Origin of the sequence: Streptomyces nidicola, assembly GCF_050106155.1 — a bacterium.
Classification (GTDB): Bacteria; Actinomycetota; Actinomycetes; order Streptomycetales; family Streptomycetaceae; genus Streptomyces.
Genome location: NZ_JBNBPI010000001.1, coordinates 3,186,257 through 3,202,448 on the forward strand (window position 1 = coordinate 3,186,257; position 16,192 = coordinate 3,202,448).

Below are 16,192 nucleotides of genomic sequence, written 5' to 3' on the forward strand. Positions count from 1 at the left end.
CCTTGCCAGTATCCAGAATCCTGGTTACTGTCTTTGGTGTGAACGGTTTCGACGATCGTTTCCTCACGCGGAACGGTCTTGCGGCGCGACGGCTCGCGGTCCTCCTGATGGGGCACGAGCCGGAGACGCGGCTGCCCCGGGTGAAGGACCTGGCCCAGGAGCTGGGCTGTGGGAACGGGACGGTGCAGGCCGCGCTGCGCCTCCTGGAGGAGTCCGGCGCCATCGGGACCACGGCCCGCGGCCACCTGGGCACCTTCCTGACCCATTCGGAGCGCGCCATCCTGTGGCAGCTCTCCGGCCTCGGCACCCTGCTGGCCGCGATGCCGCTCCCCTACTCGCGACGCTACGAAGGTCTCGCGACGGGGCTGCGCGCCGCCTTCGAAGAGGCCGGCACACCGTTCGCCATCACCTTCATGCGTGGCGCGGGCGCGCGTACGTCCGCACTGCTGGAAGGCAAGGTCGACCTCGTCGTGCTGTCGCGGCTCGCGGCGGACGGCCTGGTCGAGCAGCACAAGGACAGCCTGGCGCTCGTCGCCGACCTCGGACCCGCCACCTACGTAGGTGCGCACGGGTTCCTGGTGCGCAAGGGCGCCGATCTGAACGCTTCCGGACTGCGGGTCGCCGTCGACCACACGTCCGAGGACCACCGGATGCTGGCGGAGCGCGCCTTCGCGGGACACGAGAACGTCCAGTGGGTCGAGTCCTCCTACATGCAGCTGCGCGACCTGTTCGCACAGGACCAGGTCGACGCCACCGTCTGGAACCTCGACGAGGTGCAGGGCCGGCTCGGCATGGAGGTGGACGTACTGCCCCTGGGGGACGAGGTCACCCGCGATCTGGCGCTGCGCAACTCCAGTGCGGCGGTCATAGGCAGGACCGAGGGTGCGAAGGCGCTGTCCGCGGTGCGCGACGCCCTCGATCTGTCGCAGGTGGCACAGCTCCAGTCCGAGGTACTGCGAGGCGATCGCATTCCCTCGTACTGACGGCAGGCCTTCGCACCGACAACAGCACGTAACGACACCACGTAACAACAACACGTACCGACGACACCCTGTCGCGAGCCCCGAGTGGGGGACCCACGACTCGGATCAGAATCCAGAATCCCGGTTACTGTCCCGCCCGCACCGCTTGGGAGGTCCGATGGACGACCAACTAGCCCTCCGCATCCAGCTGTTCCGAGAGGGCGGCCAGGTCAGGCCCGAGGTCGCCGACTTCGTGACCTCCGAGCTGACCGCCCTGGAGGAGGCGGGACACACCGTCACGGAGGAGAGCGCCGGCATGCTCACCAGCCATCTGATGATGGCGCTCACCCGGCTGCTCGACGGCGCGCCCATCGACCAGTTCCTCACGGACGAGCAGGTGGCCGCCGAACTGGCCGAACACCCCGAGGCCGTCGAGCGCGCCCGCCGCGTCTCCACACGCGCCCAGTCCGAACTCGGCGCCTCCCTGCCGGAGTCCGAGGTCAACTTCCTCGCCCTGCACCTCGCCGTCCTGGCGCGGCAGCACACCACCCACTGAGCCCGAGAGAGGGAACCAGCCATGACGAAGATCCTCACCGGCGGCGTCGGCAAGGTCGAAGTAGCCAACGCGGTCAAGGAGTTGGGGCTCGACGGCGTCGAGGTCACCGTCTCCAGCGACATGGACGCCGCGATGAAGCTGCGCGCCGGACAGGCCGACTACTTCCTCGGCACCTGTCACACCGGGGCCGGGGCCTCCCTCGGCGTCCTGGTCGGCCTGATGGGGCAGCCCGCCTGCCACACCTTCGGCCGCGGCGTGCCCACGGCGGAGGAGGTCGAGTCCCTGCTGGCGGACGGCAAGAAGGTGTTCGGCTTCTCCATGGACCAGATCGACCGGATCGCGCCGCTCATCGCCCGCGCGATCGCCGACCGCTCGTAAGCCCAGGGGCATGCCATGATCACCTCCCCCGGCCCGGTCCTCGCCGCCGGCGCGAACCTCGACTTCACGCTCGCGCAGCAGCTCACCGTGATCGCCCTGTGCGCCCTGACCGCGTTCATCTCGCACATGGCCCTGGCCGTCTTCAACGACGGCGTGCGCCCCTTCATGCTCGACTTCATCCAGGGGCGGTCCACCCGCAGCGCCACCACGGCGGTCTCCTTCGGGCTCTCCGCCGGGTTCATCTTCGGGCTCGGCGCCCCGATGGCCCTGTCCTCGGGCGTCCTCAACCCGTGGCTGCTGTTCCTGCCGACCGACATCCTCGGCGTCCTGTCGCCCAAGAAGTGGCTCGCCCCGATCCTGGGCGGCGCCTGGGGCGCGGTCGTCGTCTTCGGTCTGAGCGGCGCCAACAACCTGGCGCACGACCTGCCCGTCGACTTCCTGACCGCGATGCAGGAGATGTCGACGCCGATCCTGTTCCTGTTCACGCTGTTCCCGGTGCTCGCCATCACCAAGCAGTTCGGACGGAAGTGGGGCGGGATCGCGGGCGTCGTCGAGCTCGCGCTCGTCGTGATGACGATGAAGCTGTGGCCGACCGTCTTCGCGGGCGCCATCGCCATGGCCGTCGGCGTCCTGATGCTGATCGGGCTCGCGATCAACAAGGACCTCAAGCAGCGCAAGGCGGACCGGGCGAGCAAGGCCGAGGAGGCCAAGGGAGCCGAGGGGGCCGAGCAGGCCGAGGAGGTCGCGCCCGCCGACGACCCGATGGCCTCCCTGTTCAGCGCGAGCGCGGCCCGGCTTCGCACGTATCTGCCACTGTTCATGGTGCTCGGCGCGGGCGTCTGTCTCCTGGCGCAGATGCACGTCTTCGGCGGCGGTGAGGCGACCAGCTTCCTGATCGCCAAGGGGAACTACAGTGAGGCCGCGCAGGTCGACTTCTACCGCGTCTTCGGCTTCATCCCGCTGATCGCGACGACTGCCCTGGCCTCCGGCGCGTACGGCATCGCGGGCTTCACGCTCGTCTACCCCATCGGCTACCTGATGCCGAACCCGATCCTCGCGGCGGTCGTCGGCGCGCTCGTCTTCGCGGTCGAGGTGCTCGCCCTGTCGTACATCGGCAAGTTCCTCGGCAAGCTGCCGAGCGTGCGGGACTCCTCGGAACACCTGCGCAGCGCGATCACCGACGCACTGCAACTGGCCATCCTGTTCGGCTCGTTGATGGCCGCGAACGCGATGGGCGCCGGGCTCGGCATCCTCATCGTGGGCGGGCTCTACCTGCTCAACGAGGCGATGGGCCGGCCCGTCGTACGGATGGCGGCGGCGCCCGCCGCGGTGATCGTCGGCGGCATCGTGCTCAACATCCTGTACTGGCTGGACCTGTTCACCCCGATCAAGGGGTGAGCCGCGGCCGACGCCGGCCGACACACCGCCGGGCCGGCCCGAACAGGCCGCCCCGCCGGTCCAGCACACAGGAGAGGACACCCCCCACCATGCACACCACCACCCTCCACACCGTCACGGGCCCTCTTTCTTACGAAGCCGTCCGCGGCCCCGCCCTCGCCCACGAGCACCTCGCCCTGGACCTGGACCTCAAGGGCGACGGCGGCGCCGTCCTCGATCCGCGGCGGCACGGCCCCTCGGTCGCCGCCGAACTGGGCGCACTGCGCGAGGAGTTCGATCTCTCGCTCGTCGTGGAGCTGACCTGCCGCGGCATGGGTCGCGATCCGGGCGCGCTCGCCGCCCTCTCCCGAGAGAGCGGGGTCGCGGTCGTCGCGGCGACCGGCTGGTACTACGAGCCGTTCCACACGCCGGAGCTGGCCGACGCGAGCGTCGAGCGGCTCACCGACACGCTCGTACGCGAGATCGAGGACGGGTTCGGCGGTACGGGCATCCGGCCCGGCGTCCTCGGGGAGATCGGCAGCCACGGGGACCTGCCGAGCGAGCCCGAGAGCCGCTCGTTGCGGGCCGCCGCGCGGGCCGCGAGCGCCACCGGGCTCTCCGTCGCGACGCACGCCCAGCTCGGGCGCGGCGGCCTCGCCCAGCTGGAGCTGCTGACGGCCGAGGGGCTGCCTCCGGAGCGCGTCTCCATCGGCCACCAGGACCTGCTCGACGATCCGGGCGTGCACAAGGAGCTGGCGGCGAGCGGCGCGTACGTCGCCTTCGACACGGTCGGCAAGGAGAGCTACCAGAGCGATGATGTACGACTCCGGCTGCTGCTGAGCCTGATCGAGGCCGGGCACGCCGACCGGGCCCTGCTGAGCTGCGACATCTCCCGGCACGGCTATCTGCTGACTGAGGGCGGCCAGGGCTACGGGCACCTGTTCCGCTCCTTCCTGCCGAGGCTGCGCGCCGCCGGGGTGGACGACGACCTCGTCGACCTGATGACACGGCGCAATCCGCTGCGCTTCCTGACCGGCGCGAGCGTGGAGGAGATCTGACCATGACCGCTGTGAATTCCCCGTCGCTGCCCACCACTCACCCCCTGGCGACCGTCTCCGTGGAGGACGCCGCCGCGCGGCAGTTCCGGCTCCTGGAGTGCACGGCCGCGCACTTCGAGGGCCCCGAACTGTTCGCCGCCGACGCGGGCGTGGTGCCCGGGCTCGGCAGGCCGCGGACCACCGCGCAGGTGGAGGCCGTGCTCGCCGACTTCTTCGGCGCCGAGGACGCGGCCCTCGTCCAGGGCGCGGGCACGGGCGCCATCCGCGCCGCGCTGAACGCGGCGGTGAGCGCGGGCGATCCGCTGCTCATCCATCGCGCTCCGATCTACCGCACCACCGAGGTCACGCTGCGCGGCATCGGCGTCCGCACCCACGAGGTCGACTTCAACGACCTCGACGCGCTGCGCGCCGAGCTGGCCTCCGGACGGTTCCGCTGGGCGTATGTGCAGCACACGCGGCAGCGGCTCGGCGACTCCTACGATCCCGGGGCAGTGCTCGCCGCCTGCCGGGAGGCCGGGGTGCGCACGATCGTCGACGACAACTACGCGGTGATGCGGGTGCCGGCTTCCGGGGTCGAACTGGGCGCCGACGCCTCCTGCTTCTCCCTGTTCAAGCTGCACGGCCCGGAGGGCGTCGGTGCCGTCGTCGGCGCCCGTGACCTCGTCGAGCACGTCCGCGCGGACAACTACTCGGGCGGCGGCCAGGTCCAGGGCCACCAGGCGCTCGACGCGCTGCGCGCCCTGACCCACGTACCGGTGATGTGGGCGTTGCAGTCGCGGGTGGGAGCCGAGGTCGCCGAGCGGCTCGCGGCCGGTGAGGTGCCGGGCGTCGCCGAGGTGCGGATCGCCAACGCGCAGGACCGCTGTCTGCTTGTGCGCCTGGAGCGGCCCGTGGCGCGCGAACTCCCGGACGTGGCCGCGCGCCTCGGGGCGGCGCCCTACCCGGTGGGCTCCAACTCCCGGTACGAGATCGCGCCGCTCTTCTACCGCATGTCCAGCTCGGCCCTCGACGACGCGCCCGCGCTCGCCGACTGGACGGTCCGGATCAACCCGATGCGCGCGGGCGCCGACCTCGTCGTCAACATCCTGCGCCGCTCACTGAACGAACTGAACCGACCCGACCGACTGAACGAACCCAGCAAGGACTGACCGCCGTGTTCCTCGACAGTCTGCTCACCCGCAACCCCGAGCTGGCCGACGCCGCGGCGGACCTGCACCGACGGGGCGAGATCCCCCCGGACACGTACGTCATGGACCTCGACGCCATCGAGGCGAACGCCGCGCTGCTCGCCGCCGAGGCCGACCGGTTCGGCCTGAGCCTGTGGTTCGTCGTCAAGCAGCTCGGCCGCAACCCCGAGCTGATCAGGGCCATCGCCCGGCACATCCCCCGCTACGCCGCCATCGACCCGCCCGAGGCCCGCACCCTGCACGCGGCGGGCGCGCAGGCGGGCAACCTCGGCCACCTGGTGCAGATCCCGCGCCGTGCCCTGCCCGAGATGCTGGCCTGGCGTCCCGAGACGGTGACCGTGTACGACCTGGCCAACGCCCGCGCCGTATCGGAAGCGGCCCGCGAACTGGGCTTCGTACAGGACGTGTTGATCCGCCTGGAGGGCGCCGCGGGTTCGGTGTACCCCGGACAGGAGGGCGGTGTCCCGCTCGCCGGGCTCGACGGCTTCGCGGCGGAGACCGAGCGGCTCCCGGGCGTGCGGATCGCGGGCGTCACGGCGTTCCCGTGCGTGCTGTGCGATCCGGCCACGGGCGCGCCGGCCGCCACGCCGAACTTCGAACTCGCCCTCAAGGCACGCCAGGCGCTGGCCGCGCGCGGCCACACGGACCTCAAGCTCAGCGCACCCAGCGCGACATCCATGGCGACGCTCCCGCTGCTCGCCGAACTCGGCGCCACGCACGGCGAACCCGGCCACTCCCTGACCGGTACGACACCGCTGCACGCCCACGACCTCACCCAGCCCGAGAAGCCCGCCTACGTGTACGTCACCGAGGTCGCGCACACCCTCGCGGACGGCAGGCCAGCCGTCTACGGAGGCGGCTTCTACCCGCGCTCGGGGATCAAGACGGCACTCCTCCCCCGCACCGGCGAGCGCCTGCGGGTCCAGGGCGCGCCCGCCGAGAACATCGACTACTACCGGCTGCTCGACGCCCCCGCGCCCGGCGCGGACGCCCGGGTCGGCGACACGGCGCTGTTGGCGTTCCGTACGCAGATCTTCGTGACGCGCTCGACGGTCGCGGTGGTCGGAGGCCTCGCCGCCGGGGCGCCGCGCCTCCTCGGCCTGTACGACGCACAAGGAAGGGCCCTGTGATGAACGAGCAAGAGAAGGGCCCTGCGACGCCCTCGACACCTGCGATTCCCGCGACGCCCGCGACGCCTGCGACGCCTGCGACGCCTGCGACGCCTGCGACGAGCAAGACCGTGATCGTGGTGGTGGACGGATTCGGGGTCAGCGCGATGCCGGACGCCGGGGCGCTGCGCCCCGGTGACCTGGCGGCGGACACCTGCGGGCACGTGCTCGACCGGTGCCGGGAGGCGTTCGGCAGACCGCTGCGGCTGCCGACGCTCGGCGCGCTCGGCCTCGGCCTCGTGCATCCGCACCCGGACCTGGCGCGCCGCACGCATCTGCCGGTCGCGGTCGGCCGCGCGGCGCTCGGCTACCCGGGGGCGGACACGTTCGCCGGGCATCAGACGATGATGGGCGCCGACTTCAGCAAGGTGACGGTGGCCCGGCTCGCGGAACACCTGGACGACGTGACACGGGCCCTGACGGACGCGGGCCACCGGGTCGAACGCCTCGACGGCAAGCCCCTGTTGGTGGCCGACGGCGCGGTCCTGGTGCACGACAACCTGGAGGCGGACCCCGGCATCAACTGGAACGCCTCGGGCCGCCTGGACCACCTCGACGCCGGCCTCGACTTCGACGGCATCCTCTCCGTCGCCCGTACGGTACGGGCCGTCGCACCCGTGGCCCGGGTCATCGCGGTGGGCGGGCACGCGGACGGTCCGCTGCCGGAGTTCGTACGGGACGGGGACGGCGGCACCGTCGGCCTGGACACCCCGGCGACCGGCTTCTACCGCAACGGCGGGCTCCAGGTGCAGCACCTGGGCGCCGAGTCGGACCACACCCGGCAGCTCCCCGACCTGGCCGCCCGGGCCGGGATCCCGGTGACGCTCGTCGGCAAGGCCGCGGACATCCTCGCCTGCGAGGCGGCGGTGCGGCGGCCCGCCGTGGCCACGGCCGAGGTGCTCGCGCACACGCTGGAGGCGGTGCGGGCGGAGGGCGACTCGCTGGTGGTGGCCAACGTCCAGGAGTCGGACCTCGCCGGGCACCAGCAGGACGTCGAGCGGTACGGCCGCATCCTGGAGCAGGTCGACGCAGGGCTCGCGGCGCTGCTGTCCCTGCTGACCGGGCCCGGCGACCGGCTGATCGTCACGGGCGACCACGGCAACGACCCGACGATCGGCCACGCGTTCCACACGCGCGAGTACGTGCCGGTGCTGATCCACAGGACCGGGGCGCCGGGCGTGGAGCTGCTGCCGGACGCGTCGAGCCTGGCGGACGTGGGCGCGACCGCGGCGGCCGCCCTCGGGCTCGATCCGGCGGGCCTGGCCAACGGCACGGAGATCCGCGAGGCCGCGACACGGGCGGCCTGACCGTCTCTGTAGCCGCGTAGAGGACATGTGTAAGGGGCGCCCACCATGGGTGGGCGCCCCTTACACGAACAAGAACTGCGGACCTGTCAGCCCATGAACTTCTTGAACTCGTCGGGGAGTTCGAAGTCCTTGGGATCCTGCTGGCCCGCACCCGGCAGCCCGAGCGCGCCGCCGGCCTCGGCGGCGGCCGCACGCCGGGCGGCCTCCTCCTGCTCCTGCTGCTTGCGCTTCATGGGGTTGCCGGAGCGCTGCTTGCCCTTGGCCTTCTTCGGCTGCTTCTTCTGCTTGCCGGGGCCACCGCCCGAGCCGGGCATGCCCGGCATCCCGGGCATGCCGCCACCCTGGGCCATGCGGGACATCATCTTGCGGGCCTCGAAGAACCGCTCGACCAGGTTCTTGACCGCGCTGACCTCGACGCCGGAGCCCTTGGCGATACGGGCGCGGCGCGAGCCGTTGATGATCGTCGGCTCCTGGCGCTCGGCCGGGGTCATCGACTTGATGATCGCGGCCGTGCGGTCGACGTCGCGCTCGTCGAGGTTGGCGATCTGGTCCTTCATCTGCCCCATGCCCGGCAGCATGCCGAGCAGCTTGGACATGGAGCCCATCTTCCTGACCTGCTCCATCTGCGCCAGGAAGTCGTCGAGCGTGAAGTCCTGGCCCTTCTTGGAGGCCAGCTTGGAGGCCATCTTCTCGGCCTCTTGCTGCGAGAAGGTCTGCTCGGCCTTCTCGATCAGCGTGAGCATGTCGCCCATGCCGAGGATGCGGGACGCCATGCGGTCCGGGTGGAACGCGTCGAAGTCGTCCAGCTTCTCGCCGTTGGAGGCGAACATGATCTGCTTGCCGGTGACGTGCGCGATCGACAGGGCGGCACCACCGCGGGCGTCACCGTCGAGCTTGGAGAGCACCACGCCGTCGAAGCCGACGCCGTCGCGGAAGGCCTCGGCCGTGTTGACCGCGTCCTGACCGATCATGGCGTCGACGACGAACAGGACCTCGTCCGGGCTGACGGCGTCGCGGATGTCCGCGGCCTGCTGCATCAGCTCCTGGTCGATGCCGAGGCGGCCCGCGGTGTCGACGATGACGACGTCGTAGACCTTGGCCTTGGCGTGCTCGATGGAGTCCTTGGCGACCTTGACCGGGTCGCCCACACCGTTGCCCGGCTCCGGCGCGTAGATGCCGACGCCGGCGCGCTCGGCGACGACGCTCAGCTGGTTCACGGCGTTCGGGCGCTGGAGGTCACAGGCGACGAGCAGCGGCGAGTGGCCCTGACCCTTGAGCCAGGCGCCGAGCTTGCCCGCGAGGGTCGTCTTACCGGCACCCTGGAGACCCGCGAGCATGATCACGGTCGGCGGGGTCTTGGCGAAGCGCAGCCGGCGGGTCTCGCCGCCGAGGATGCCGATGAGCTCCTCGTTGACGATCTTGATGACCTGCTGGGCGGGGTTCAGCGCCTGGGAGACCTCGACGCCGGTGGCCCGTTCCTTCACCTGCTTGATGAAGGCGCGGACGACGGGCAGCGCCACGTCGGCTTCAAGGAGGGCGATCCGGATCTCGCGCGCCGTGGCGTCGATGTCCGCCTCACTGAGGCGCCCCTTGCCGCGGAGGTTCTTGAATGTCGCTGCGAGGCGATCGGAGAGAGTGTCGAACACGGCGGTCGCGAATCCTCAGGTCGGGTGGCTTTACGGACAGGTCGCCCTCCAGGGTATCCGCCCGCGGCGCGGTGGTCAGTGGCCCGGTCCCGATGCGTCCCACGGGTCGCACCCACGTACGAAATAACCGCGCATACGCCTCCATATCCATCGCGGGCACCCCGGCGTGACCAGGAAGTTCGCCATAATTACGGCCCCGGCGGTTCCGTAAATCCGTGCACATCAGTGCCGCCCGACTGGGTAGGCGCCTCCAGGTTTCGACACCACCCCTCACCTTCGCCCCGGGCCGGGGCGTGCCCGGTCGTGCCCGGAACCACCACCAGCAGCCGTGCGGCGAACCGCCGTACGCACCTATGACCTGAACAGGAGTTCACCGATGACCTCCCTTTCCACGTACCGGCCCCCACGGCCGGTCCGTAGGCCGCCGGCACCCCAGGGGAGGCCGGCGTGAACTTCTTCGACTACATCCAGGGCAACTGGCCCGATGTGCTCGACGCCACGCTCGCGCACATCCTGCTGGTCCTCGAAGGACTGGCCCTCGCCGTGCTCATCGGGGTGCCGGTGGCGGTCCTGACGTACCGGACGAAGGCGCCGCGCGCCGCCGTGCTCGGGGCGGCCGGGCTGCTGCTGACGATCCCGTCGTACGCGCTGTTCGGCCTGCTCATCACGCCGCTCGGCCTGGGCACCGGGCCCTCGATCGTGGCCCTGACGCTGTACGCGCTGCTGCCCGTCATACGTAACACGGTGGTCGGCCTGCGCGAGTTGGACCCGGCGATCGTCGAGTCGGCGAACGCGATGGGGATGACCCGCCTCAAGGTGCTCGCCACCATCGAGTTCCCGCTGGCCTGGCCCGTGGTCCTCACCGGCCTGCGGGTCGCGACGCAGATGCTGCTCGGCATCGCCGCGATCGCCGCCGCCGTGAACGGTCCTGGCCTCGGCAAGCTCATCCTCGACGGGCTCGCCAGCGCGGGCACCCCGTTCGCCGTCTATCTGACGCTCGAGGGCGCGCTCGCGATCGTCGTCCTCGCGCTGCTCTTCGATCTGCTCTTCGCCCTGCTCAACCGCCTGACCACTCCGAAGGGGGTCACCCGATGATCCGGCTCGACCGGCTGACCAAGTCCTACGCAGGGCAGGAGCGTCCGGCCGTGGACGACCTGACGTTGGAGATCCCCGAAGGCAAGATCGTGGTCTTCGTCGGGCCTTCCGGCTGCGGCAAGACCACGACGATGAAGCTGATCAACCGGCTGATCGAGCCGACGTCCGGCCGTATCCACCTCGCCGACGAGGACGTCACGAAGATCCCGGTGCACGAGCTGCGCCGCCGCATCGGCTACGCGATCCAGCAGTCAGGCCTCTTCCCGCACCAGACGGTCGCCCAGAACATAGCCACCGTGCCCGGCCTGCTCGGCTGGGACAAAAAACGCGTCCACGCGCGCGTGGACGAGCTGCTCGACATGGTGGGCCTGGACCCGGACACGTACCGCGGCCGCTACCCGAAGCAGCTCTCCGGCGGTCAGCAGCAGCGCGTCGGCGTCGCCCGCGCGCTCGGCGGCGACCCGCAGGTGATGCTGATGGACGAGCCGTTCGGCGCCATCGACCCGCTCAACCGCGAGGCGCTGCAGAACGAGTTCCTCAAGATCCAGTCGAAGCTGCGCAAGACGATCGTCTTCGTCACCCACGACATCGACGAGGCCGTGAAGATGGGCGACAAGATCGCCGTCTTCGCCGAGCACGGCAACGTCGTCCAGTACGACACCCCCGAGAAGATCCTCGCCGAGCCCGCCAGCGAGTTCGTCACGGACTTCATCGGGTCCGGCGCCGCCGTGCGCCGCCTGTCGCTGACCCGGCTCGGGAACGTCGACGTACCGCTGTGGCCCACGGTCGCCGAATCGGCGAGCGCCGAGGAGCAGCAGGACGCGGCCCACGACAGCGACCGGGAGTTCGTGGTCGTCCTGGACGAGGACCGCCGTCCCGTCGGCTGGCTGCCCGCCGACGGCGGCGCGCGACTGCCGCTGATCTCCCCGCTCGGCCCGGACACCAGCCTCTACGACGCGCTCGACGAGCTGCTCGCCGTGAACGCGTCCGCGTTGACGGTCGTGGACGACCTCGGCCGCTACCGGGGCGTCGTCACCCTGGACACACTGCGGACGCTGATCCACTCCGAGGGCGCCTCCGGCCTGCTCCAGGGGGCCCGGCCATGACCCAGGCACTCGTCGACGAGCTCCCGGCCGCGGCAAGGACCCCCGAACGCACCCGCGTCCTGCCGCCGCTGTGGCGCCTCGCCCTCACCCCGCTCGCCCTCGCCGTGGTGCTCGCGCTCCTCGCCTGGTACGTCTCCGGGCAGGACAAGGACCAGATCGAGCGGCGCAGCCTGAACGCGGACTACCTGCTCAGCCGCACCCTCACCCACCTCGAACTGACCGCGGCCGCCACAGTGTTGATCCTCGTGATCGCCATCCCGCTCGGCGTGCTGCTCACCCGCCGCTGGGCCCGGCACCTCGCCGGTCCCGTCCTCGCGGTCGCCAGCATCGGGCAGGCGCTGCCCTCGCTCGGCCTGATCGTGCTGCTCGCGGTGGCCTTCGTCAGCCTCGGCGTGACACAGATCGCGCTGATCGCCTTCGTCGCGTACGGGGTGCTGCCGGTGCTGCGCAACACCATCGCGGGCCTCCAGCAGGTCGATCCCTCGATCCTCGAGTCCGCGCAGGGCATGGGGATGACGAAGGGCGAGGTGCTGCGCCGGATCGAGCTGCCGCTCGCGGTGCCGGTGATGCTCGCCGGTATCCGTACGGCACTGGTGATCACGGTGGGCACGGTCGCGCTCGCGACGTTCATCGGGGCCGGCGGCCTCGGCGATGTGATCTCGAACGGGATCAATTCCAGCCGGAACCTGGTCCTGATCACCGGAAGTGTGCTCGTGGCCGTCCTCGCGCTGCTCGTGGACTGGGTCGCCGGGATCGTCGAGAACCTGCTGCGCCCGCGCGGTCTGTGAGAAGGGGCCTGTGAGAGAAGTGAAGACACGCATGCGATTCGGACCGGCCGCGGCACTGTGCGTCGCGCTGCTCGGCGCGACCCTGGCGGGCTGCTCCGACGCGGGCTCCGGCGGATCCGACGACCTGCCGCGCACCGCGAGCCAGAAGCAGCTCGACGGCGGCTCGATCGCCAAGGACGTCGACCTGAAGGGCGCCCACTTCACGGTCGGCTCCAAGGAGTTCACCGAGCAGCAGATCCTCGGCAAGATCACGAAGTACGCGCTGGAGGCCGCAGGGGCGAGGACGAAGGACCAGACGGGCCTCCAGGGCACCACGATCGCCCGCAGCGCGCTGCAGGGCGGCGACATCGACATGTACTGGGACTACTCCGGCACCGGCTGGACCCAGTTCCTCCAGCACGACACGCCCGTGCAGGGCAGCGCCGCGCAGTTCAGGGCCACGTCGAGCGAGGACCTGAAGAAGCACAAGATCAAGTGGCTGGGCCCGGCGAAGTTCGGCGACCAGTACGCGATGGCCCGCGCCGCCGATGCCCCGGGCCGGGCCGGCAAGGTCGACTCGATCAGCGATCTGGCGAAGCTGGCGAAGGAGCACCCCGAGGACGCGACGCTGTGCGGGGCCTCGGAGTTCCTGGACCGTGAGCTGGCGGCGATGGAGCAGAGCCCGTACAAGCTGAAGTTCCAGGCACCACAGGTCTACCAGAACGCGTTCGCGCTGAACTTCGTGAACGTGGCGAAGGGCAGCCCCTGCGCGTTCGCCGAGGTGTTCACGACGGACGCCCGCCTGGAGTCCCTCGACCTGAAGGTCCTGGACGACGACAAGGGGCACTTCACCACGGAGCTGGCCGCGCTGACCGTGCGCGACGAGACCGCGAAGAAGTACCCGCAGCTCGCGAAGCTGGCGAAGAAGCTCGGTGACGCGCTCACCGAGAAGACCGTGATCAAGCTCAACGGCCTGGTCGACCTGGAGGGCAAGAGCGCGGATCAGGCCGCGCTGTACTTCCTGCGGACGAACGGCTTCATCGGCAAGTGACGCGGCAGGGGCCGGGGTTCGCACCCCGGCCCCGCCCCGCGCAAGCCCTCGACCACCCAAGCGGTCACCGAGGAGTCACCCCCGCAGCGCCTCCTCCACGCCCCGCGCCACGGACACCGCCTCCTGCGAAGGCAGCGGCCCCCCGTCGCCCCCGGCCACGTAGAACGCGTCGACCGCGTTGGCGCCCAGCGTCGACACATGCGCCGAGCGCACCCGCACCCCGGACGCCTCGAGCGCCCGCCCGATGCGGTGCAGCAGACCCGGCGCGTCGTGCGCCCGCACCTCGATCACCGTCGCCCGCCGCGAGCCCGCCGATGCCACCGTCACCCGGGCCGCCGGCGCCACCACCCCGCGCCTGCGCGGATACGCGGCGTCCCGCTCGGCGAGCCGCGCCTTGATGTCCAGCGACCCGTCGAGGGCCCGTACGAGATCGGCGCGCAGCCGCGCGGCCTGCGGCAGGGAGCCGTACTCGGCGGCGACCCGCCAGTCAAGGAGCAGGGCGACGCCCTCCACGCCCTCCGGCGGCGTCAACGCTCGCAACTCCGCCGTCCGCACGGTCAGCCGGTGCATCGCGAGCACCCCGGCGACGGCCGGAAGAACCCCGTCCTGCTCCGGCACCGCGATCACCAACTCGACGCCCAGCGGCTCGGGTTCCCCGGCCCCTTCGCCCTCGGTCGGCACCGCGTCCGTCTGCGCCCGCAGCGCGAGCACGGGCCCGCCGGTGCGCAGCGCCTCCACCGCGAGCCGCTCCTGCTCGGCCGTCGGCTCGGCATCGTCCGGGTCGACCGGCTCGTCCCCCGCGAGCACCGCCGAGACCCGCTTGACCAGGTCGGCGACGAGTGAGCCCCGCCAGGACGACCAGGCGGCGGGCCCGGTGGCCAGCGCGTCGGCCTCGGTCAGCGCGTGCAGCAGTTCGAGCGTCCCGGTCGAGCCGACCGCGTCCGCGACGGACCGTACGGTCGCCGGGTCCTCCAGGTCGCGCCGCGTGGCGGTCTCGATGAGCAGCAGGTGGTGCCGTACGAGGGAGGCGAGCACGGCGACATCGGCCCGGTCGAAGCCGATCCGCGCGGCGACGTCCCGCGCGATGATCTCGCCGGCGACCGAGTGGTCCCCCGGCCAGCCCTTGCCGATGTCGTGCAGCAGCGCCGCCACGAGCAGCAGGTCGGGCCGGTGCACGCGCCGCGTCAACTCGGAGGCCCGCACCGCCGTCTCGACGAGGTGCCGGTCGACCGTCCACGTGTGCACGGCGTTCCGCTGCGGCCTGCACCGCACCCGCTCCCAGTCCGGGATCAGCCGGGTGATCAGTCCCTCGGCCTCCAGGGCTTCCCACACCTCGACGGTCGGGCGCCCCGCGCCGAGCAGCGTGACCAGTTGTTCGCGGGCCTCGGCGGGCCAGGGCGCGGGCAGCGGACGGGCGGCGGCCGCCATCCGGCGCACCGCGTGCAGCGACAGCGGCAGGCCCGCCTGGGCGGCAGCGGCGGCGGCGCGCAGCGGCAGGACCGGGTCGCGCTCGGGCTTGGCGGCGCGGGCAAGCACCACCTCCCCCTCCATCTCGACGACGCCCTCGGCGAGCGGCGACCGCTCGACCGGCGCGGCCTTCCCGCCACCGAGCAGGGACCGCAGCCGGGGCCTCGCGGACCGGGACTTGAGCACCCGGCCCACCTCACGCCAGGTGACGTCGCTGGCGTACGACACCGTGCGCGCGGCCTCGTACACCTGCCGCAGCAACGTATCGGCGTCCAACAGGCCCAGTTCCGCGGCGACTTGGTCCTGCTCCTGGAGCGCGAGCCGGTCGGTGGCCCGCCCGGTCGCCAGATGCAGCGCGTCCCGTACGTCGAGGAGCCGGCGCCGCGCGTCGGCGAGGCCCTCGCGGGGCGCGTCCGCGAGCCAGGAGGCGGCGACGGCACGCAGCGCGGTGGCGTCCCGCAGTCCGCCCCGCGCCTCCTTCAGGTCGGGTTCGAGCAGGAACTGCAACTCACCCTGGCGCTCGGCCCGTTCCTCGCACAGCTCGCGCAGTTCGGGCAGCCGCTTGGGCGCCTGGTTGCGCCAGTCCGCGAGCACGGCGGTACGCAGGCCGGCCGTCAGCCCGAGGTCACCGGCGATGTGCCGGGCGTCGAGCAGCCCGAGCTGCACCTTCAGGTCGTCGCCCGCGGTCTTGCGCGCCTCCGCGGGCGTACGGACGGAGTGGTCGAGGGCGAGGCCCAGGTCCCACACCGGGTACCAGATCCGGTCGGCGAGCTCCGCGACCTCCCCGGAGTCCGCCGAGCCGTCGTGCAGCAGGAGCAGGTCGAGGTCGCTGCGCGGGGACAGCTCACCGCGGCCGTAGCCGCCGACCGCCACGAGCGAGACCCCTGGCGTCCCCGTGCCGAAGAGCCCGGCGAGCCAGTCGTCGGTCAGTTCCGCGAGGGCGGCACGGCGCGGCGGCCCGGACCGCGCCTCCCCCTGGAGGAGGCGCAGCCGGGCCGCCGCATAGCCGCTGGGTCCGGAATCCTCTGATTCGGCGCGTACGTCGTTCACACTCGTCACCCAGCGA

General features: G+C 71.6%; 14 protein-coding genes. 12 read left to right on the top strand and 2 right to left on the bottom strand.

Features of this window, described 5'->3' with window-relative positions:
- Positions 1-38 precede the first annotated feature (38 nt).
- From yhfZ to ACOKM3_RS14470, 8 genes are all read left to right on the top strand, one after another.
- A complete protein-coding gene (gene yhfZ / locus ACOKM3_RS14435) occupies positions 39-983 on the top strand; it encodes a GntR family transcriptional regulator YhfZ (protein ID WP_426900546.1) in 945 nt (314 codons plus the stop codon).
- Positions 984-1,140: 157 nt separating this feature from the next.
- On the top strand, positions 1,141-1,518 hold the full coding sequence (locus ACOKM3_RS14440; protein WP_426900548.1) for a PRD domain-containing protein: 378 nt from the start codon (positions 1,141-1,143) through the stop codon (positions 1,516-1,518).
- Between the two features lie 21 nt (positions 1,519-1,539).
- Positions 1,540-1,896 carry a DUF2620 domain-containing protein gene (locus ACOKM3_RS14445; protein WP_426900550.1) on the top strand — a complete coding sequence of 119 codons (357 nt, stop codon included), beginning with the start codon at positions 1,540-1,542 and terminating at the stop codon, positions 1,894-1,896.
- A 15-nt stretch (positions 1,897-1,911) separates the two neighbouring features.
- Positions 1,912-3,294, top strand: a complete 1,383-nt coding sequence (locus tag ACOKM3_RS14450; RefSeq protein WP_426900552.1) for a YhfT family protein — start codon at positions 1,912-1,914, stop codon at positions 3,292-3,294.
- A gap of 89 nt (positions 3,295-3,383) precedes the next feature.
- Positions 3,384-4,331, top strand: coding sequence for a phosphotriesterase family protein (locus ACOKM3_RS14455; RefSeq protein WP_426900554.1), 948 nt, complete (start codon positions 3,384-3,386; stop codon positions 4,329-4,331).
- A gap of 2 nt (positions 4,332-4,333) precedes the next feature.
- On the top strand, positions 4,334-5,479 hold the full coding sequence (locus ACOKM3_RS14460) for an aminotransferase class V-fold PLP-dependent enzyme (protein ID WP_426900556.1): 1,146 nt from the start codon (positions 4,334-4,336) through the stop codon (positions 5,477-5,479).
- Between the two features lie 5 nt (positions 5,480-5,484).
- The gene (locus tag ACOKM3_RS14465; RefSeq protein ID WP_426900558.1) at positions 5,485-6,648 is read left to right on the top strand and encodes an alanine racemase; all 1,164 of its coding nucleotides are present in this window, start codon (positions 5,485-5,487) and stop codon (positions 6,646-6,648) included.
- Entirely contained in the window at positions 6,648-7,994 is a 1,347-nt protein-coding gene (locus ACOKM3_RS14470) for a phosphopentomutase (protein WP_426900560.1), read from the top strand. The genes ACOKM3_RS14465 and ACOKM3_RS14470 overlap by 1 nt, the downstream gene beginning before the upstream one ends.
- 86 nt (positions 7,995-8,080) lie before the next feature.
- Here the strand turns inward: ACOKM3_RS14470 and ffh are convergent, their stop codons facing one another.
- The gene (gene ffh, locus ACOKM3_RS14475; RefSeq protein ID WP_426900562.1) at positions 8,081-9,640 is read right to left on the bottom strand and encodes a signal recognition particle protein; all 1,560 of its coding nucleotides are present in this window, start codon (positions 9,638-9,640) and stop codon (positions 8,081-8,083) included.
- A 447-nt stretch (positions 9,641-10,087) separates the two neighbouring features.
- Between ffh and ACOKM3_RS14480 the strand changes: the two genes are divergently transcribed.
- Genes ACOKM3_RS14480 through ACOKM3_RS14495 form a run of 4 tightly spaced genes read left to right on the top strand, consistent with a single transcriptional unit; the run spans position 10,088 to position 13,659 of the window.
- Entirely contained in the window at positions 10,088-10,735 is a 648-nt protein-coding gene (locus ACOKM3_RS14480) for an ABC transporter permease (protein WP_426900564.1), read from the top strand.
- Positions 10,732-11,841, top strand: coding sequence for an ABC transporter ATP-binding protein (locus ACOKM3_RS14485; RefSeq protein WP_426900566.1), 1,110 nt, complete (start codon positions 10,732-10,734; stop codon positions 11,839-11,841). The genes ACOKM3_RS14480 and ACOKM3_RS14485 overlap by 4 nt, the downstream gene beginning before the upstream one ends.
- A complete protein-coding gene (locus tag ACOKM3_RS14490; RefSeq protein ID WP_426900568.1) occupies positions 11,838-12,629 on the top strand; it encodes an ABC transporter permease in 792 nt (263 codons plus the stop codon). Before ACOKM3_RS14485 ends, ACOKM3_RS14490 begins: the two co-directional genes overlap by 4 nt.
- Before the next feature lie 31 nt (positions 12,630-12,660).
- Positions 12,661-13,659: an ABC transporter substrate-binding protein gene (locus tag ACOKM3_RS14495; protein WP_426900570.1), complete on the top strand. Its 999-nt coding sequence runs from the start codon at positions 12,661-12,663 to the stop codon at positions 13,657-13,659.
- Between the two features lie 75 nt (positions 13,660-13,734).
- Here the strand turns inward: ACOKM3_RS14495 and ACOKM3_RS14500 are convergent, their stop codons facing one another.
- Complete coding sequence (locus ACOKM3_RS14500) at positions 13,735-16,185, bottom strand: [protein-PII] uridylyltransferase (RefSeq protein WP_426900572.1); 2,451 nt, start codon at positions 16,183-16,185, stop codon at positions 13,735-13,737.
- Positions 16,186-16,192 lie beyond the last annotated feature (7 nt).

Coding starts and splice junctions, on each gene's coding strand:
- ACOKM3_RS14440 (WP_426900548.1), top strand. CDS start 1,141: ATGGACGACCAACTAGCCCTCCGCATCCAGCTGTTCCGAGAGGGCGGC.
- ACOKM3_RS14445 (WP_426900550.1), top strand. CDS start 1,540: ATGACGAAGATCCTCACCGGCGGCGTCGGCAAGGTCGAAGTAGCCAAC.
- ACOKM3_RS14450 (WP_426900552.1), top strand. CDS start 1,912: ATGATCACCTCCCCCGGCCCGGTCCTCGCCGCCGGCGCGAACCTCGAC.
- ACOKM3_RS14455 (WP_426900554.1), top strand. CDS start 3,384: ATGCACACCACCACCCTCCACACCGTCACGGGCCCTCTTTCTTACGAA.
- ACOKM3_RS14460 (WP_426900556.1), top strand. CDS start 4,334: ATGACCGCTGTGAATTCCCCGTCGCTGCCCACCACTCACCCCCTGGCG.
- ACOKM3_RS14470 (WP_426900560.1), top strand. CDS start 6,648: ATGAACGAGCAAGAGAAGGGCCCTGCGACGCCCTCGACACCTGCGATT.
- ACOKM3_RS14485 (WP_426900566.1), top strand. CDS start 10,732: ATGATCCGGCTCGACCGGCTGACCAAGTCCTACGCAGGGCAGGAGCGT.
- ACOKM3_RS14490 (WP_426900568.1), top strand. CDS start 11,838: ATGACCCAGGCACTCGTCGACGAGCTCCCGGCCGCGGCAAGGACCCCC.
- ACOKM3_RS14495 (WP_426900570.1), top strand. CDS start 12,661: ATGCGATTCGGACCGGCCGCGGCACTGTGCGTCGCGCTGCTCGGCGCG.